The following is a 15,097-nucleotide window of genomic DNA, read 5'->3' as shown; positions in this document are numbered from 1 at the left end:
GGAACGGCCCGTGCGCTTCCACTACGTTCCCCCGGATGGACCTGCCCAAGACGATGTTGCATGCGCTCCATGACCAGGCCGCGCGGATGGAACACCGCCCGGCGCTCTGGTCCCACCACGGCGGCGCCTATGTGCCCACCTCGTGGTTCGACTATGCCCAGCGCGTCAAGCGCTTCGCCCTGGGGCTGCACGCGCGGGGGTTCCGGGAGGGGGACCCGCTGGGCATCCTCAGCTTCAACCGCGAGGCATGGCACGTGGCCGACCTGGGGGCCATGGCCCTGGGAGGCGTGCCGGTGGGGCTCTACACCACCAGCAGCCTGGAGCAGCTCGTCTACATCCTGGGGCACTGCGAGGCGCGCTTCCTCCTGGTGGAGAACGCGAAGCACCTGGCCACCGGGCTGGAGCTCCAGAAGCGGCTGCCCGCGCTGAAACACCTCATCGTCGTGGACGCGCCCACCCCCCTGCCCGAAGGCGTCCTGCGCTACGCGGACGTGCTGGCGGACGGCGCGAAGGCGGACGAGGCCCCCTACTGGGACAGCGTCCACGCGCTCCACCCGGACGGGCTGGCCACGCTCATCTACACGTCCGGCACCACCGGTCAGCCCAAGGGGGTGGCGCTCAGCCACCACAACCTCGCGTGGACGGCGAAGCAGCTCATCGACACGCTGGGGTACCGGGACCTGGAGGACGAGCGGCTCGTGTCCTACCTGCCGCTGTCGCATATCGCCGAGCAGATTGTCTCCCTGCACAGCCCCCTGATGGAGGGGATGCAGGTGTACTTCGCGGACTCGATGGACGCGCTGGGCAAGAACCTCCAGCAGGTGCGCCCCACCATCTTCTTCGCGGTGCCGCGCGTCTGGGAGAAGTTCAAGTCGAAGGCGGAGGAGGGCCTGGCCGCGCAGCCGCCGCTGAAGCGCCGGCTGGTGGAGTGGGCCCGGGCGACGGCGTTGGAGCGCAACACGCGCGCCTTGAGCCAGGAGCGCGTGCCGTCCTTCCTGGAGGCCAAGTACGCCCTGGCCCAGCGGCTCGTCTTCGCGCCGCTGAAGGCCCGCATCGGCCTGGACAAGGCGCGGCTGTACTCCACGTCCGCGGCGCCCATCGGGCGGGAGGTGCTGGACTTCTTCGCCTCCATCGACGTCGTCCTCCTGGAGGCGTGGGGCATGACGGAGCTGTCGGGCCCCGCCACGGTGAGCACCCCTGAGTGTGCCCGCCACGGCACGGTGGGCCGCCCCATGCTGGGCGTGGAGGTGCGCATCGCGGAGGACGGGGAGATCCTCGTGAAGGGCGGCAACGTGTGCCTGGGCTACCACCGCAACCCGGAGGCCACGCAGGAGCTGCTGGAGGACGGGTGGCTGCACTCGGGGGACGTGGGGGAGCTGGACGCGGAGGGCTTCCTGCGCATCACCGGGCGCAAGAAGGAGATCATCGTCACCTCCGGCGGCAAGAAGACGTCGCCCGCGAACATCGAGGAGCTGCTCAAGGGCGTGTCCCCCGTGGGCCACGCCCTGGTGGTGGGCGACCGGCGCAACTACCTGGTGGCGCTGGTGACGCTGGAGCCGGACCGGGTGCGCCGGTTCGCGCGCGAGCGGGGCTTGCCGGAGGACGCGGCCGCGCTGGCCATGGATCCGCGGCTCCACCAGCACCTGCAGGAGGCCATCGAGCGGGAGGTGAACCCGAAGCTGTCGCGCTTCGAGGGCATCAAGCGCTTCCGCGTGCTGCCTGGGGAGTTCACCATCGAAGGCGGGGAGCTCACGCCCAGCATGAAGGTGCGGCGCAAGGTGGTGGAGCAGAAGTACGCGGCCGCCATCGACGCGCTCTACGCCGAGCCCGGGGGCGCCGTCGCCCACGACTAGCGCGGTGCCTGCCTGGACATGCGAAAGGGGCGAGGGACTCGTCGTGAGTCCGTCGCCCCTCCCGTGCTTCAGCGCGTGTTCAGGCGCGGGCTACTTCTGGCCCGTGCGCTTGTCGCGCGCGATGTAATCGCGGCGGCCGGAGCCCGTGTAGACCTGGCGGGGACGGGCGATCTTCTGCTCGTTGTCCTTCACCATCTCCTCCCACTGCGCGCACCAGCCCACCGTGCGGGGGATGGCGAACAGCACGGGGAACATCTCCGCCTGGAAGCCCATCGCCTCGTAGATGAGGCCCGAGTAGAAGTCGACGTTGGGGTACAGCTTCCGCTTCACGAAGTACTCGTCCTCGAGGGCGATGCGCTCCAGTTCGAGCGCGATCTCCAGCAGCGGGTTCTTGCCCGTCACCTCGAAGACCTCGTCCGCCACGCGCTTGATGACCTTGGCGCGCGGGTCGTAGGACTTGTAGACGCGGTGGCCGAAGCCCATCAGCTTCTTCTCGCCCTCGCCGCCCTTCACCTGCTTGATGAACTCCGGGATGTTCGACTTGCTGCCGATCTCACGGAGCATGCGCAGCACGGCCTCGTTGGCGCCGCCGTGCAGCGGGCCGTAGAGCGCGCCCACGCCCGCGGCCACCGCGGAGTACGGATCCACCTGCGACGAGCCCACCGTGCGCACGGACGTGGTCGAGCAGTTCTGCTCGTGATCCGCGTGCAGGATGAAGAGCACGTCCAGCGCCTTCTCCAGCGTGGGGTGCACCTTGTAGGTCGCGGTGCCGATGCGCTTGATCATCGCCAGGAAGTTGGCGACGTAGGACAGGTCGTTGTCCGGGTAGACGTACGGCAGGCCCATCGTGTGCCGGTAGGAGAACGCGGCGATGGTGGGCATCTTGGCGATGAGCCGGGTGATCTGGATCTCACGGCTGCGCTCGTCGCGGATGTTCTTCGCGTCCGGGTAGAAGCCGGAGAGCGCGGCGACCGTGGAGCCCAGCATGGACATGGGGTGCGCGTCGTAGCGGAACCCGTCCATGAAGGACTTGATGTTCTCATGCACCAGCGTGTGGTGCGTCACGTTGTACGTGAACTTGTCGAGCTCCGCCTGCGTGGGCAGCTCACCCTTCAGGAGCAGGTAGGCCACCTCCAGGAAGGTGGACTTCTCCGCGAGCTGCTCGATGGGGTAGCCGCGGTACTCCAGGATGCCCTTGTCGCCGTCGATGAACGTGATGGCGCTCTTGCAGTTCGCCGTGTTCAGGAACGCCGGGTCGTAACCCATCAGACCGAAGTCATCGCTGCCGGTCTTGATCTGGCGCAGGTCGGGGGTCCGGATACAGCCATTCTCGATCGGGATCTCGTACGTCTTCCCGGTCCGATTGTCGGTGACTGTCAGCGTGTCCTTGGGCATGGGCGGAGATTTCACAGGGCGGCGGACGCTTTCAACAAAAAAGAACGATAAGTCCGAGAGGTAAAGTTTCGGTTGCGTTCACCGCGCTCAGGAATAACGAATTCCGGAGCGCGCCAGCTGCCGCCAGAAACCGGGGAAGCTCTTCTCCACGCACTCCGGCCCCGTCAGATCCAGAGGCACCCCGGACAGCACACATAGGGTGGCCGCTGACATCGCCAGCCGGTGGTCACCCCGGCTGTCCATCGCGAAGCGCGCGGGCTTCGACGCCGGGGGGATGATGCGCAGGGTCTCGCCCTCCGGCCCCGAGGACAGCTCCGCCGTGCCGCCGTAGGCCGTCACCAGCGCGCGGATGCCCTCCAGCCGGTCGCTCTCCTTGACCCGCAGGATGCCCACGTCGCTCAGCGTGGTGGGCCGGGGCAGCACGCACGCGAGCGCCGCCAGCGTGGGCAGCAGGTCGGGGCACTCCTTGCCGGACGCGCGCAGCTCGCCCGTCGCGTCGCCCTCGAAGCGCCAGGTGTTCGGCGCCCCCGCGGGGACCCGCTTCAGGCCCACTTCGGCGGCCAGCCGGAGGATCGCCTGGTCCGGGTGCGCGCTCTGGGGCTCCGCTCGCTCCACCGTGCCACCCGTGCGCCAGGCGATCAGCACCAGGTACCCCAGGGACGACCAATCGCCCGGCAGTGATGGGACGGATTCGGGCGGCTGATAGGCCGTGACGGCGTAGCGGCCCTCGGACTGCTCCACGGTGAAGCCGAAGCGCCGCAGCCACGCCACCGTGAGGTCCATGTAGCCGGCGCTGGTGAGCGTGCCTTCGATCTCCACGCTCCACGCGCGCTTCTCGCGGAGGGAGCGCTCCGCGCAGCCCAGCAGCAGGCTGGAGGCGTACTGGCTGCTCTGCGCGCCCGGCACCCGGAACACCGGCGCCGCCTGTGACGTGTCCCGGGGCGCGTGCAGCTCCACGGGCCACGGGGTGCCTTCGGCGAGGGTCAGGCCGGAGGAGCCCAGGGCCTGCTTCAGCGACGCGAAGAGCGGGCCGTGGGGCCGCTCACCCAGGCGGGGCGTGCCGGTGAAGCGCACGCGCGCCCCGGGCGTCACCGCGGCCTGGGTCACCAGGATGCGGAAGGGGGCGCCCCCGTCCGCGCAGTCCACGTCGCGCACGGGGCCGGGGGGAAGGCGCAAGGCCTCCACGCCCCGGCGCAGCACGCGCACGTCCGCGGGGAGGTCCTCGTCCGACTCCGCCTGCACCGACGGCAGCGGCCAGGCGCCCGTGAGGTGTCCCAACACCAGGGCTCGCTGGGCGTCCGACTTCGACACGGGCGGGGTGAGCGGTGAGGCGCTCAGGGCGCTCGGGTCGACGGTGAGGCGGTTCGGCGAGGCGTGGCTCAAGGGCGGGCTCCACGGGTCCAGGCGGGCCACAGGGCCCGCCACGTCTTCGGCATCACGTCCACGACTTCGGAGGTGCCCACGGCGGAGAGCAGCACCATGCGCAGCTCGCCATTGGCTCCGGCCTTCTTGTCGGCGTCCAGGAGCGCGGCCACGTCCTTCAGGGAGGCGCGGCGGGACAGCTCCGCGGCGCGGTCGCGGCCGAGCACGCCCGGGCCTCGCGCCAGCGCGCGCTCCACTTCATGCGCCACGGGCTCCGGGGTCACCCCCAGGTGGCGGCCCACGTCCAGGGCCCAGAGGATGCCCAGGCCCACGGCGTCGCCGTGCGACAGCTTGAAGCGCGACAGGCTCTCCAGCACGTGGCCGAAGGTGTGGCCGAAGTTGAGCACGCGGCGCAGGCCCTGCTGCTCGTAGGGGTCCTTCGCGCAGACGCCTTCCTTCAGGCCCCGCGCGTCCTTCACCAGCTTCTCCAGCGACGGCGCCGTGCGCACGTAGCGCTTGAAGAGGGAGGCATCCAGGGACGCGACCATCTTCCACGCTTCGATGGAGCCTTCTCGCACCTGGGCGTCGGACAGCGTGGCGTACAGCTCCGGGCACAGCCAGGTCTCGTCCGCGTAGTGGAAGACGCCCGCGGGGTTCTTCACCACGCGGCCGCGCACGGTGAGGTCCACCGCGCCCTTGCCGCCCAGGCTGCTGTCCACAGCAGCCAGCAGCGTGGTGGGCACCTGCACCAGCCGCACGCCGCGCTTGAGCAGGTGCGCGGCCACCGTGGCGACGTCGCCCACGGTGCCACCGCCCACCGCGACGAGCGTGCCGGAGCGGGGCAGGGTGATGCCGCCCGCGAGCACCTTCTGGAGGGACGCCAGGCTCTTGGCGCGCTCGCCGCCGACCAGCTGGATGATGGCGCGCGGCTTGCGAGCCTCCAGCGCGGGGAGGAGCCCCGGGTGGAAGCGCGCGACGGTGCGGTCCACCACGGCCACGCTGCCCTCGGGCAGGCGGGAGGCGAGCTTGGTGAAGGAGCCCCAGCGGTCGGCCGGGGGGCGGTAGGAACCAGGAGGAAGCGGGCTCATGCGGAGTGGGGGCGGGCGTTGAGTTGCTGGACGAGGTCGGCGATGACGAGCGACACCATGGCCTCCAGCACCGGCACGGCGCGGGGCATGATGCACGGGTCGTGACGGCCACCCTTGGCGTGATCCGCGAGCGTCGCGGGGGGCTTGAAGAAGGCGCGCACCTGCATGGGCTCCCCGTTGGCGAGCCCGCCCTGGATGCCGCCGTACGCGTCCTTCACGGCGTGGAACGCGCTGCCGGGCTGGCCGATGCGCTGGATCAGATCCGGCGGGCCCCAGACGACACCGGTGACGGCGCCGATGCTGCCCAGCGCCTGCGCGATGAGCGCCTTCAGCTTGCCGAAGATGGGCTCGCCCAGGCCCACGGGCAGGCCCTCCACGCGCACGTCGATGGCGCCGCCCAGGCTGTCGCCCGCCTCCTTCGCGGCGAGGATCCGCCGGGACATCTCATCGCGCACCGCGGGGTCCGGGCAGCGCGTGGCGTGCGCGTCCACGAGCGCGCGGGTGAGGCCCGGCGGCGGCACGGAGGCCACCAGCTCTCCGACCTGGGACACGTAGGCGACGGTGCTCAGCGTGGGCAGGTCGCGCGCCAGGTACGCCTCCGCGATGGTGCCGCCGATGACGCGGCAGAGCGTCTCGCGTCCGCTGGTGCGCCCGCCACCCCGGTGGTCGCGGTGCTTGTAGCGCTCGCGCCACACGGCGTCGGCGTGGCCGGGCCGGTCCACCGTCTGCAACTGGTTGTAGTCCTGTGAGCGCTGGTTCGTGTTGCGCACGATGGCCGCGATGGGCGTGCCCAGCGTCTTGTCCTGGAAGACGCCGGAGAGGATCTCGACGGTGTCCGGCTCGTTGCGCGCCGTCACCAGGGCGGACTGTCCGGGCCGCCGGCGGTCCAGCGCCGCCTGGAGCATGTCCCGCGTGAGCGGAACGCCCGCGGGGCAGCCGTCGATGACGGACCCCAGCGCGGGGCCGTGGCTCTCGCCAAAGGTCGTCAGCCGGAAGAGGGTTCCAAAAGTATTCATGTCGCCGTTTCCCAGAGTTGTCGCTGCCGCCGGGCCTGGGCGACGAACCACGCCGCACCGAGCAGGAGAGGGGTGCCCCCGCGGCGAACGATCTCCGCGGCGACGCGCCGGCCGGGCGCACCGTATGCGATCACCGCCACGCGTGCCCCCTGGAATCGCAGGTTTTCAGGGGGTGCCACCCGGTCCGGCCATGTCCACACCTGGTCCCCGGTGAGGGGGGCCTGGACCTCGGCCCGGCGCACGACGCGCAGGGCGAGCCCCTCCTCGGCGGCCACCAGCCGCAGCGCCTGCGTGGAGCCGCCATCCCCCAACACCGACACGTCCCGGGAGCCCAGGCGCTGGAGCACCGCGCGGGCCCCCTCGGTGTCGGTATTGAAGGCCTCCCACCGCGAGCCTCGGCGCACCAGGGTGTTGATGGCCTCCAGCGCCGCGCCGGTGTGCCGCGCGAGCCGCATCTTGAACGGGCTGGTGACGGCGAAGCCCGCGTAGTGGGGCAGCAGCGCGTCCACCACCGCCTCCACCGGCGCGTCCTCCGCGAGGTCGATGCGGTCGAACGGCTGACGGTGGATCCGCGGCGAGCGCGAGTGGGCGATGGACGTGCCCAGGATGCCCAGGCGGGGGGCCTGGGCGTCCTTCGCCTTGCGGTGCTCACGCACCACGTCGTCCAGCAGACGCTGGCCCGGCGCCGCCGTCCACGGGCCGCCCATGGCCACGTACTCCAGGCGGTTGTGGCGGGACAGCACCGCGCGCGCCGGGATGGCCGTGGGCCCCATGCCCAGCACGGTGACGCGCTCCGCGCCGAAGCGCCGTGCCAGCTGGCGCTGCGTCTCCAGCAGCACGTCCAGGTGCGCCGGCCCGTCCATGGGCTCCACGTGCTTCACCAACGCGTCCGCCGGAATCGGGCGGGACCAGCGCCGCAGCGCCTCCTCCGTCGGGAGCGGCCCCTCCGCGTGGTGCGACGCGAGCAGCCTGCCCGGCGGCGCGTCCATGTCCTGCGCGCGCTCCACGTCGTGGTCCACGCGCCACGCGGCCTGGATCCATGCGGCGGGCAGGGGCTTGCCACGCTCGGAGACCAGCAGGGGCATCACGCGGGCGAGCGCCTCCGCGTCGATGTCGCCGGGCGCGTGCAGGTCGGTCCGCGCCTCGATGACGTCCGCGCCCCGGCGCAGCCCGTCGCGGGCGAAGGCCACGGCCTCCGCGCCGGTGAGGGTGGGGGGCAGGGTGATGATGCGCCGGGTGGCCATCAGGAGGTCTCCTGGGCAAGGCAGCCCCGGAGGAAGTCCGCCAGGGAGATGGTGGGGACGCGGGCATGGAGGGCTTCGCGCTCATGGAAGAGCAGGTGAAGCTCCTCCTCCAGCGACACCTCCGCGCGCAGCCGGGGGCGCGTGACGTCCGCCAGCAGGCGCTCGCGATAGGTGTCGAAGGTGACGGGGACGACGAGCGTGAAGTGCCCCGCGAGCGCCTCCGGGTGGTGCGACAGGAAGCCGCCGCCCACCGACACCACGCTTCCGGGCGGCAGCAGGCCCAGCGTCTCGCGCTCGGCGGCGCGGAAGGTGGAGGGGGAGTCCGCGACCCAGGTGCGGAGCGGGCGTCCGTGCCGGCGCTCCAGCTCCGCGTCCAGGTCCAGCCCGGGGCGCTCGAGCAGGCGCGAGACGAGCGGCAGCAGGCGCGTCTTGCCGGCGGCGCGGTGCCCGGCGAGCACCACGGTCTGCGCGCCTGCCGGCCGGGGGCAGGGCCCCGGGGACGAAAGGGCCCCCTGGAGCGCCTGCTGGAGTCTGGGGTCTACCGACGCGACGACTTGGGAGACAAGGAGGCGTCGGGCCTCAACGGACGGTGCCGACATAGACGTAGGCGGTTCCAAACAGCAGGGGGTGGGCGGCGCGCTCGGAGTAGGCGCCGGCCTGGTCCATCAGGGAGAGGAAGCGCTCGCCCGCGGGGAAGGCCGCGGCGGTGCGAGGCAGGTACTGGTACGCGGCCCGGTTGCCCGTCAGCAGGCCGCCGATCGCCGGCATCACGGTCTTGCTGTAGAACCGGAAGAGCGCACCGTACGGCCCCGTGGGCTGGCCGAACTCCAGCACCACCACGCGGCCCCCGGGGCGCACCACGCGCGCCATCTCCTGGAGGCACTTCACCGGATCATCCACGTTGCGGATGCCGAAGGAGATGGAGGCCACGTCGAAGCTGTTGTCCGGGAGCGTGAGCGCCATGGCGTCCTGCACCTGGAACTCCACCGCCAGGCCCGCCTTGGCCGCCTTGGCCGGCGCGCTCTGGAGCATCTCCGGGCAGAAGTCCGTGCCCACCACGCGGCCCGTGGAGCCCACCTTGCGCTTGAACGACAGCGCCAGGTCGCCCGTCCCGGTCGCGCAGTCGAGCACCTCGCTGCCCTCCTTCGCGCCGCTGAGCTTCACCGCGGTGCGCCGCCACAGCCGGTGCACGCCGAAGGAGAGGACTTCGTTCGTCACGTCGTAGCGCGTGGCGATGGAGGAGAACATCTGACGGACTTCGGTGCTCATCGCGCCCCCGCGATCTGTGCCGGACCCGCCGGCGTGTAGAGGTGACGGTCCACCGCGGCGAGCACGCCCGGCAACCGCTGCATCAACGTAGCGAAGTCCCCAGGCGACATCGCCTGCTGACCATCGCACAGCGCCTGCTCCGGCCGGGGATGGACTTCAATCAACAGTCCATCCGCCCCCGCGGCGGCCGCCGCCAGCGACATGGGAGCGATAAGCGACGGGATGCCCGTCGCATGCGACGGATCCACGATGACCGGCAGGTGCGTGCGCTCCTTCGCCCACGCCACCGCGGCCAGGTCCAGCGTGTTGCGCATCGCGGTCTCGAAGGTGCGGATGCCGCGCTCGCACAGCAGCACCTGCTCGTTGCCCCCCGCCAGGATGTACTCGGCGGCGTTGAGCCACTCCTGCACCGTGGCGGACAGCCCGCGCTTGAGCAGCACCGGCTTGCGCACGCGGCCCAGCGCGCGCAGCAGCCCGAAGTTCTGCATGTTGCGCGCGCCCACCTGGAGGATGTCCACGTGCTCGGCCATCAGGGGCAGTTGCTCCGCCTCCATCACCTCACTGATGATGGGCAGGCCGTGACGCCGGCCCGCGTCCACCAACAGCTTCAACCCCGGCTCGCCCATGCCCTGGAACGCGTAGGGGCTGGTGCGGGGCTTGAACACGCCCCCGCGCAGCAGGTGGGCGCCCGCTTGCGCCACCGCGCGCGCCGCCAGCTCCAGCTGCTCCGCGCCCTCCACCGCGCACGGCCCCGCCATCACCACGAAGCCGGGCCCTCCCACCTCCACGCCCCCCACCTTCACCCGCGTGCCGCCGGGACGCGCCGCGCGCAGCACGCGGTGTGCACCCGGGTCTCGCCGGCCGGCTGGGTCGTCTGGTTGCTGGCCTCCCACGGCGGCTCCCTCTTCGCTGGAGTTACTGGAGTTCGGATTCCATGGAGTTCAAGCGGTTTTGAACTCCTTGGTGCATGTATAGCCGAGATCGCTTAGAAGACAATCGAAGCTGATGTCACTCGCGTCCCCCGAGGTTCAGGAGAATGGCTGATGACGCCGCTCAGTCCCGCTGAGGGCCTGCGTTGGGTCGCCGGGATGATGCCCCTGGCCGGCGTGGATCCGCTGGCGGGCGCGGGCAGCCTGGGCGTTCCCTCCGTGTACTGGGAGCGGCCGGTGGCGCGCGAGGCGGTCGCGGGGTGGGGGGAGGCGGGAGTCCTGGAGGCGCACGTCGCTTCGGAGCTGCCCACGGTGTTGGGCGCGCTGGGACACGAGGTCGTGCGCTGGTTGGACGGCGCGGAGCCCCGGTTGCCGGGCCCCTGGTTCGGGGGCATGCGCTTCAGCCCGACGGCGCCCGTGGAGGAGGCGTGGCGTTCACACGGCCTCGCGCGCTGGACGCTGCCGGAGGTGCTGGTGTGGCGCGACGGCTCCGCGCTCGCGGTGGCGGTCTTCGCGAAGGAGGGGCCGGGCGCGGAGGACGTGGTGCGCTCGCGGCTGGAGCGCGTCCGGGCGTCCTTTCCGCAAGCGTACCGTCACGCGGCGGGCGGTCCGGTGGCGCTGAGCACGGCGTCCTCGCGGCAGGACTTCGAGGCGCTGGTGGACCGGGCGGTGGCGGCCATTGGCGCGGGCCAGCTGCACAAGGTGGTGTTGGCGCGGGCGATGGAAGCGGAGGGGCCGGAGCCCTTCAACGTGGTGGACGTGCTGGCGCGCCTGCGTGAACAGAACCCGCGGTGCGCGACGTTCTTCTTCGGCGCCCCGGATGGGACGGCGTTCCTGGGCGCGACGCCGGAGACGCTGTGCCGGGTGGACGGGCGGGTGCTGGAGACGGAGGCGCTCGCGGGGTCCGCCGCGCCGGGTGGCGCGGAGGCGCTGGACGCCAGCGACAAGGACCGGCGCGAGCATGAGGCGGTGGTGCACTACATCCTCCATGCGCTGGCGCCGGTGGCGGCGAGCGTCTCCGCGGACGCGCAGCCGTCGGTGCTCGCGCTGAAGAACGTGGTGCACCTGCGCACGGGCATTCGCGCGCAGCTGGCGGAGGGCGTGGACACCGCGAAGGTCGTCACCGCGCTGCACCCCACGCCGGCGGTGGGGGGCACGCCGCGCGAGCGCGCGCTGTCGTTCCTGGTGGAACATGAGGCCCTGGATCGGGGCTGGTACGCGGGGCCGGTGGGCTGGGTGGGCCCCGGCCGTGCGCACCTGGTGGTGGCGTTGCGCTCGGCGCTGGTGCGTGGCGCGAGGGCCCGGCTCTTCGTGGGCGCGGGCATCGTGGCGGGCTCCAGCGCGGAGTCCGAGTGGCGGGAGACGGAGATGAAGAGTCTGGCCATGCTGCGCGCGCTGGGGGGCGGCGATGTCGTCCGACGCTAACCTCAACGTGTTGTGGGCGCGCGCCCTGCTGGAAGAGCTGGTGCGTGGCGGGGTCCGGCACGCGGTGGTGTGTCCCGGCTCCCGCTCCTCGGCGCTCGCGCTCGCCTGCGCGCACACGCCGGGCCTGCGCACCTGGTCCGTCATCGACGAGCGGAGCGCGGGCTTCTTCGCCCTGGGCATGGCGAAGCATTCGCGCCAGCCGGTGGTGCTGGTGGTCACCAGCGGATCCGCGGGCGCGCACATCTATCCGGCCGTCATCGAGGCCGCCATGGCCCAGGTGCCACTGGTGGTGCTGACGGCGGACCGGCCGCTGGAGCTTCAAGGCTGGGGCGCGCCGCAGACGGTGCCCCAGGCGCGCTTCTTCGGGGACTTCGCGCGGCTGTTCGCGGACGTGGGTCTGCCCGAGTCGAACAGCGCGGCCATCGCCCACATGCGTGCCACGGCCGCGCGCGCGGTCAGCACCGCGTGCCGCGCGCCCCGGGGCGCCGTGCAGATCAACGTGCCGTTCCGTGAACCCCTGGCGCCCATCGCGCAGGACTTCGGCGCGGAGAACCTCACGGCGCTCGCGAGGGAAGGGCGGCCGGATGGGCCCCTGACCCGCATCGTGCCGCCGTCGCGCGCCCCGGATGCGTCGGCGCTGGACGCCGTGCGCGCGCGCATCGCCAGCACCGAGCGCGGGGTCATCGTGTGCGGTCCCCGCGATGAGGACGACGGCTTCGCGGAGGCCATCACCGCGCTGAGTCTCGCGACGGGCTACCCCGTGTTCGCGGAGGCCACGTCCCAGGCGCGCTACGGCGGCGGCCCGCTGACGGTGTCGCTCTACGACGCGCTGCTGCGCCACGAACCCTTCCTGCGGACCCACACGCCGGAGCTGGTGCTGCGCTTCGGCGGGGGCCTGACGCCCAAGACGCCGCAGCAGTGGATGGACGCCTCTGGCGCGGAGATCGTCGTGTTCAGCGACGAGGGCGCGCTGTACGACCCGTCGCACCGCGCCTCGCGGGTGGTGGAGGGCTCGGCGGTGCTCGCGTGCCGGGCGCTGACGGACCGGCTGGCGCGGGGCCCTGGTCGCTGGGCGCAGGACTTCATGGGCGCGGAGCGGGTGGCCCGAAACGCGCTGGAGACCGCGCTCGCGGAGCAGGGCGACGCGCTGACCGAGCCCCGGCTGGCGCGCGAGGTGGTGGCGGCGCTGCCGGCGGGGGCGCTCTTCTTTGTCTCCAGCAGCATGCCCATCCGCGCGGTGGACGCCTTCGCGCACGGCGGTGGCGTGCCGCTGCGAGTGCTGGCCAACCGCGGCGCCAATGGCATCGACGGCATCGTGTCCAGCGCGGCGGGCGTGGCGGCGGCGGCGGGAAGGCCCGCGGTGCTCCTGTCCGGAGACCTGGCGCTCCTGCACGACGTGGGCGGGCTGGTCACGGCGGCGCGCGCGCGCGTGCCCCTGACGGTCGTGGTGGTGAACAACGACGGCGGCGGCATCTTCTCCTTCCTGCCGCTGGCCCAGTCGGCGAAGGCGGACGAGTTCGAGACGCTCTTCGGCACGCCGCACGGCGTGGACCTGTCGCACGCGGCGGCGCTCGCGGGTGCCCGCTTCGAGCGGCCCACGACGCCCGCGGCCCTGCGCGCGGCGGTGCGCACCGGGCTGGAGGGCGGCCTCCACCTGGTCGAGGTCCAGGTCGACCGGGCCACCAACGTGGATGCACACCGGCACCTCTTCGCGCGGATGGCCGCCGCACTGGGAGACGGATCATGGGCGTGACGCTCGCATCGGACAGCTGGGGAGAGGGTCCCCGCACGGTCCTGGCGCTGCACGGCTTCACCGGCGGCAGCGCGTCGTTCGACCACCTGCGGCCGTTGCTCGGCCGCTCCGTGCGAGTGGTGGCCGTGGATCTTCCCGGCCACGGCCGCACGCCGCTGCCCGAGCGGACGGGGCGCGACGGATTCCTGGACACGGTGGACGCGATCATCCAGGTCGCGCGTGACCTGGGCTCAGGCACGGTGGATCTCCTGGGCTATTCGCAGGGCGCGCGGCTGGCGCTGGCGGCGGCGGTGCGCGCGCCGGAGTGCTTCGGCCGGCTCATCATGGAGAGCGGTTCGCCCGGATTGCACCGGCGCCAGGAGCGCTCCGAGCGGCGCGAGGCGGACGCGAAGCTGGTGGAGTTCATCCGCGCCCGGGGCGTGGACGCCTTCGTGGAGCGCTGGGAGGCGTTGCCGCTGTTCGACGGACTGCGGCGGCTGCCGGCCTCGGAGCAGGCCGCGCTGCGTGAGCGCCGCAAGGCGTGCACGGCGGAGGGGCTCGCTGGCGCGCTGGAGTCCCTGGGCCTGGGCGTCCAGCCGGACTACTGGCCCTCGCTGCACCGGCAGCGGCTGCCCACGCTGCTGCTCACCGGAGACCAGGACGCGAAGTTCACGAACCTGGCGCGCCGCATGGCGGCGGAGCTGCCGGTGGTGTGGCGCCATGCGTTCTCGGGGTGCTCGCACGCCCCGCACCTGGAGGCGCCGGAGGAGTACGTGCGGGAAGTGCTCTCGTTCCTCCAGACGCCCTGGTACGAAGCGCCACAGTTCGAATCCGCCATCCTGGCGCGAGAGGCCACCCACTCGTGAGCACCCTGGCTTCCAGTCCTTCCGATGCCACTCCTCCTCCCACGCTGAAGACGTGGTTGATGGCCGTGCGCCCGAAGACGTTGACGGCGGGGGCCGTGCCGGTGCTGGTGGCCACCGCGCTCGCGTACGGCGACGGAGTGGGGCGGCTGCTCCCCGCGCTCGCGGCGCTCCTGGGGGCGGTGCTGATCCAGATCGGCACCAACTTCATCAACGACTACTACGACTTCAAGAAGGGCGCGGACACCGAGGAGCGCCTGGGGCCCAAGCGCGTGACGCAGAGCGGGCTCATCGCGCCCGGCACGGTGCTCACGGGCGGCCTCACGTGCTTCGCGCTGGCGACGCTGGTGGGCGTGTACCTGGTCATGGTGGGCGGCTGGCCCATCGTGGCCATCGGCGTGATGTCGCTCCTGTGCGGCTACGCGTACACGGGCGGGCCGTATCCGCTGGGCTACCACGGGCTGGGCGACCTGTTCGTGATCATCTTCTTCGGCCTCGTCGCGGTGACGGGCACGTACTACGTGCAGGCCGGGCTCGTGGGCCCCGCGGCGTGGTGGGTGTCGCTGCCGGTGGGCGCGATTGGCACGTGTCTCATCGTGGTGAACAACCAGCGTGACGCGAGCACGGACGTGAAGGCCGGCAAGCGCACGGTGGTGGTGCGCTTCGGCACGGGCTTCGGCCGGGCGGAGTACGTCCTGCTGCTGGTCGCGTCCTACGCCACGCTCTTCGTGCTGTTCGCCAAGGGGTACGCGAGCGCCTGGGTGTTCCTGCCGCTGCTGAGCCTGCCGCTGGTGGTGCCGCCGCTGAAGCTGATGCTGAAGGCGGAAGGGGCGGCGCTCAACCCCGCGCTGGGAGGCACGGCGAAGTTGCAGATGGTTTTCGGACTGCTGTTCGCGCTGGGGTTGTACCTGCGCTGAAGGG

The 15,097-nt window shown here is 72.1% G+C and carries 13 protein-coding genes; 5 read left to right on the top strand and 8 right to left on the bottom strand.

What is annotated here, in order from left to right; translation table 11 throughout:
* Positions 1 to 35 precede the first annotated feature (35 nt).
* Positions 36 to 1,853 (top strand): long-chain fatty acid--CoA ligase, encoded by a 1,818-nt coding sequence (locus tag FOF48_RS11015; protein ID WP_186001865.1) that lies wholly within the window; start codon positions 36 to 38, stop codon positions 1,851 to 1,853.
* A 90-nt stretch (positions 1,854 to 1,943) separates the two neighbouring features.
* Here FOF48_RS11015 and FOF48_RS11010 read toward each other — a convergent pair whose 3' ends face one another.
* From FOF48_RS11010 to aroF, 8 genes are all read right to left on the bottom strand, one after another.
* On the bottom strand, positions 1,944 to 3,248 hold the full coding sequence (locus FOF48_RS11010) for a citrate synthase (protein WP_143900713.1): 1,305 nt from the start codon (positions 3,246 to 3,248) through the stop codon (positions 1,944 to 1,946).
* Between the two features lie 87 nt (positions 3,249 to 3,335).
* A complete protein-coding gene (locus tag FOF48_RS11005; RefSeq protein WP_143900711.1) occupies positions 3,336 to 4,631 on the bottom strand; it encodes a 3-phosphoshikimate 1-carboxyvinyltransferase in 1,296 nt (431 codons plus the stop codon).
* Positions 4,628 to 5,698: a 3-dehydroquinate synthase family protein gene (locus tag FOF48_RS11000; protein WP_143900709.1), complete on the bottom strand. Its 1,071-nt coding sequence runs from the start codon at positions 5,696 to 5,698 to the stop codon at positions 4,628 to 4,630. Before FOF48_RS11000 ends, FOF48_RS11005 begins: the two co-directional genes overlap by 4 nt.
* Positions 5,695 to 6,714, bottom strand: coding sequence for a chorismate synthase (gene aroC / locus FOF48_RS10995; protein WP_143900707.1), 1,020 nt, complete (start codon positions 6,712 to 6,714; stop codon positions 5,695 to 5,697). Before aroC ends, FOF48_RS11000 begins: the two co-directional genes overlap by 4 nt.
* Positions 6,711 to 7,958 (bottom strand): shikimate dehydrogenase, encoded by a 1,248-nt coding sequence (locus tag FOF48_RS10990; RefSeq protein ID WP_370456566.1) that lies wholly within the window; start codon positions 7,956 to 7,958, stop codon positions 6,711 to 6,713. The genes aroC and FOF48_RS10990 overlap by 4 nt, the downstream gene beginning before the upstream one ends.
* A complete protein-coding gene (locus tag FOF48_RS10985) occupies positions 7,958 to 8,419 on the bottom strand; it encodes a shikimate kinase (protein ID WP_186001864.1) in 462 nt (153 codons plus the stop codon). The genes FOF48_RS10990 and FOF48_RS10985 overlap by 1 nt, the downstream gene beginning before the upstream one ends.
* Before the next feature lie 118 nt (positions 8,420 to 8,537).
* Positions 8,538 to 9,227 (bottom strand): bifunctional demethylmenaquinone methyltransferase/2-methoxy-6-polyprenyl-1,4-benzoquinol methylase UbiE, encoded by a 690-nt coding sequence (gene ubiE, locus FOF48_RS10980; protein ID WP_143900702.1) that lies wholly within the window; start codon positions 9,225 to 9,227, stop codon positions 8,538 to 8,540.
* Positions 9,224 to 10,120: a 3-deoxy-7-phosphoheptulonate synthase gene (gene aroF / locus FOF48_RS10975; protein WP_255442064.1), complete on the bottom strand. Its 897-nt coding sequence runs from the start codon at positions 10,118 to 10,120 to the stop codon at positions 9,224 to 9,226. Before aroF ends, ubiE begins: the two co-directional genes overlap by 4 nt.
* Positions 10,121 to 10,270: 150 nt before the next feature.
* On the opposite strand from aroF, the gene FOF48_RS10970 reads away from it, so the two are divergent.
* Genes FOF48_RS10970 through FOF48_RS10955 form a run of 4 tightly spaced genes read left to right on the top strand, consistent with a single transcriptional unit; the run spans position 10,271 to position 15,093 of the window.
* Positions 10,271 to 11,581, top strand: a complete 1,311-nt coding sequence (locus tag FOF48_RS10970; RefSeq protein WP_143900700.1) for an isochorismate synthase MenF — start codon at positions 10,271 to 10,273, stop codon at positions 11,579 to 11,581.
* Positions 11,565 to 13,334, top strand: a complete 1,770-nt coding sequence (gene menD, locus FOF48_RS10965; RefSeq protein WP_143900698.1) for a 2-succinyl-5-enolpyruvyl-6-hydroxy-3-cyclohexene-1-carboxylic-acid synthase — start codon at positions 11,565 to 11,567, stop codon at positions 13,332 to 13,334. The genes FOF48_RS10970 and menD overlap by 17 nt, the downstream gene beginning before the upstream one ends.
* Positions 13,325 to 14,179 (top strand): 2-succinyl-6-hydroxy-2,4-cyclohexadiene-1-carboxylate synthase, encoded by an 855-nt coding sequence (gene menH, locus FOF48_RS10960; protein ID WP_143900696.1) that lies wholly within the window; start codon positions 13,325 to 13,327, stop codon positions 14,177 to 14,179. Before menD ends, menH begins: the two co-directional genes overlap by 10 nt.
* Positions 14,176 to 15,093: a 1,4-dihydroxy-2-naphthoate polyprenyltransferase gene (locus FOF48_RS10955; RefSeq protein WP_143900694.1), complete on the top strand. Its 918-nt coding sequence runs from the start codon at positions 14,176 to 14,178 to the stop codon at positions 15,091 to 15,093. The genes menH and FOF48_RS10955 overlap by 4 nt, the downstream gene beginning before the upstream one ends.
* Positions 15,094 to 15,097 lie beyond the last annotated feature (4 nt).

The organism is Corallococcus sp. Z5C101001, from assembly GCF_007352635.1.
Lineage (GTDB): Bacteria > Myxococcota > Myxococcia > Myxococcales > Myxococcaceae > Corallococcus > Corallococcus silvisoli.
The sequence above is the reverse complement of the archived record's forward strand: the minus strand, read 5'-3'. Positions and strand labels throughout refer to the sequence as shown.

Coding starts and splice junctions, on each gene's coding strand:
- FOF48_RS10970 (WP_143900700.1), top strand. CDS start 10,271: ATGACGCCGCTCAGTCCCGCTGAGGGCCTGCGTTGGGTCGCCGGGATG.
- menD (WP_143900698.1), top strand. CDS start 11,565: ATGTCGTCCGACGCTAACCTCAACGTGTTGTGGGCGCGCGCCCTGCTG.
- menH (WP_143900696.1), top strand. CDS start 13,325: ATGGGCGTGACGCTCGCATCGGACAGCTGGGGAGAGGGTCCCCGCACG.
- FOF48_RS11015 (WP_186001865.1), top strand. CDS start 36: ATGGACCTGCCCAAGACGATGTTGCATGCGCTCCATGACCAGGCCGCG.
- FOF48_RS11010 (WP_143900713.1), bottom strand. CDS start 3,248: ATGCCCAAGGACACGCTGACAGTCACCGACAATCGGACCGGGAAGACG.
- ubiE (WP_143900702.1), bottom strand. CDS start 9,227: ATGAGCACCGAAGTCCGTCAGATGTTCTCCTCCATCGCCACGCGCTAC.
- FOF48_RS11000 (WP_143900709.1), bottom strand. CDS start 5,698: ATGAGCCCGCTTCCTCCTGGTTCCTACCGCCCCCCGGCCGACCGCTGG.
- FOF48_RS10990 (WP_370456566.1), bottom strand. CDS start 7,958: ATGGCCACCCGGCGCATCATCACCCTGCCCCCCACCCTCACCGGCGCG.
- aroC (WP_143900707.1), bottom strand. CDS start 6,714: ATGAATACTTTTGGAACCCTCTTCCGGCTGACGACCTTTGGCGAGAGC.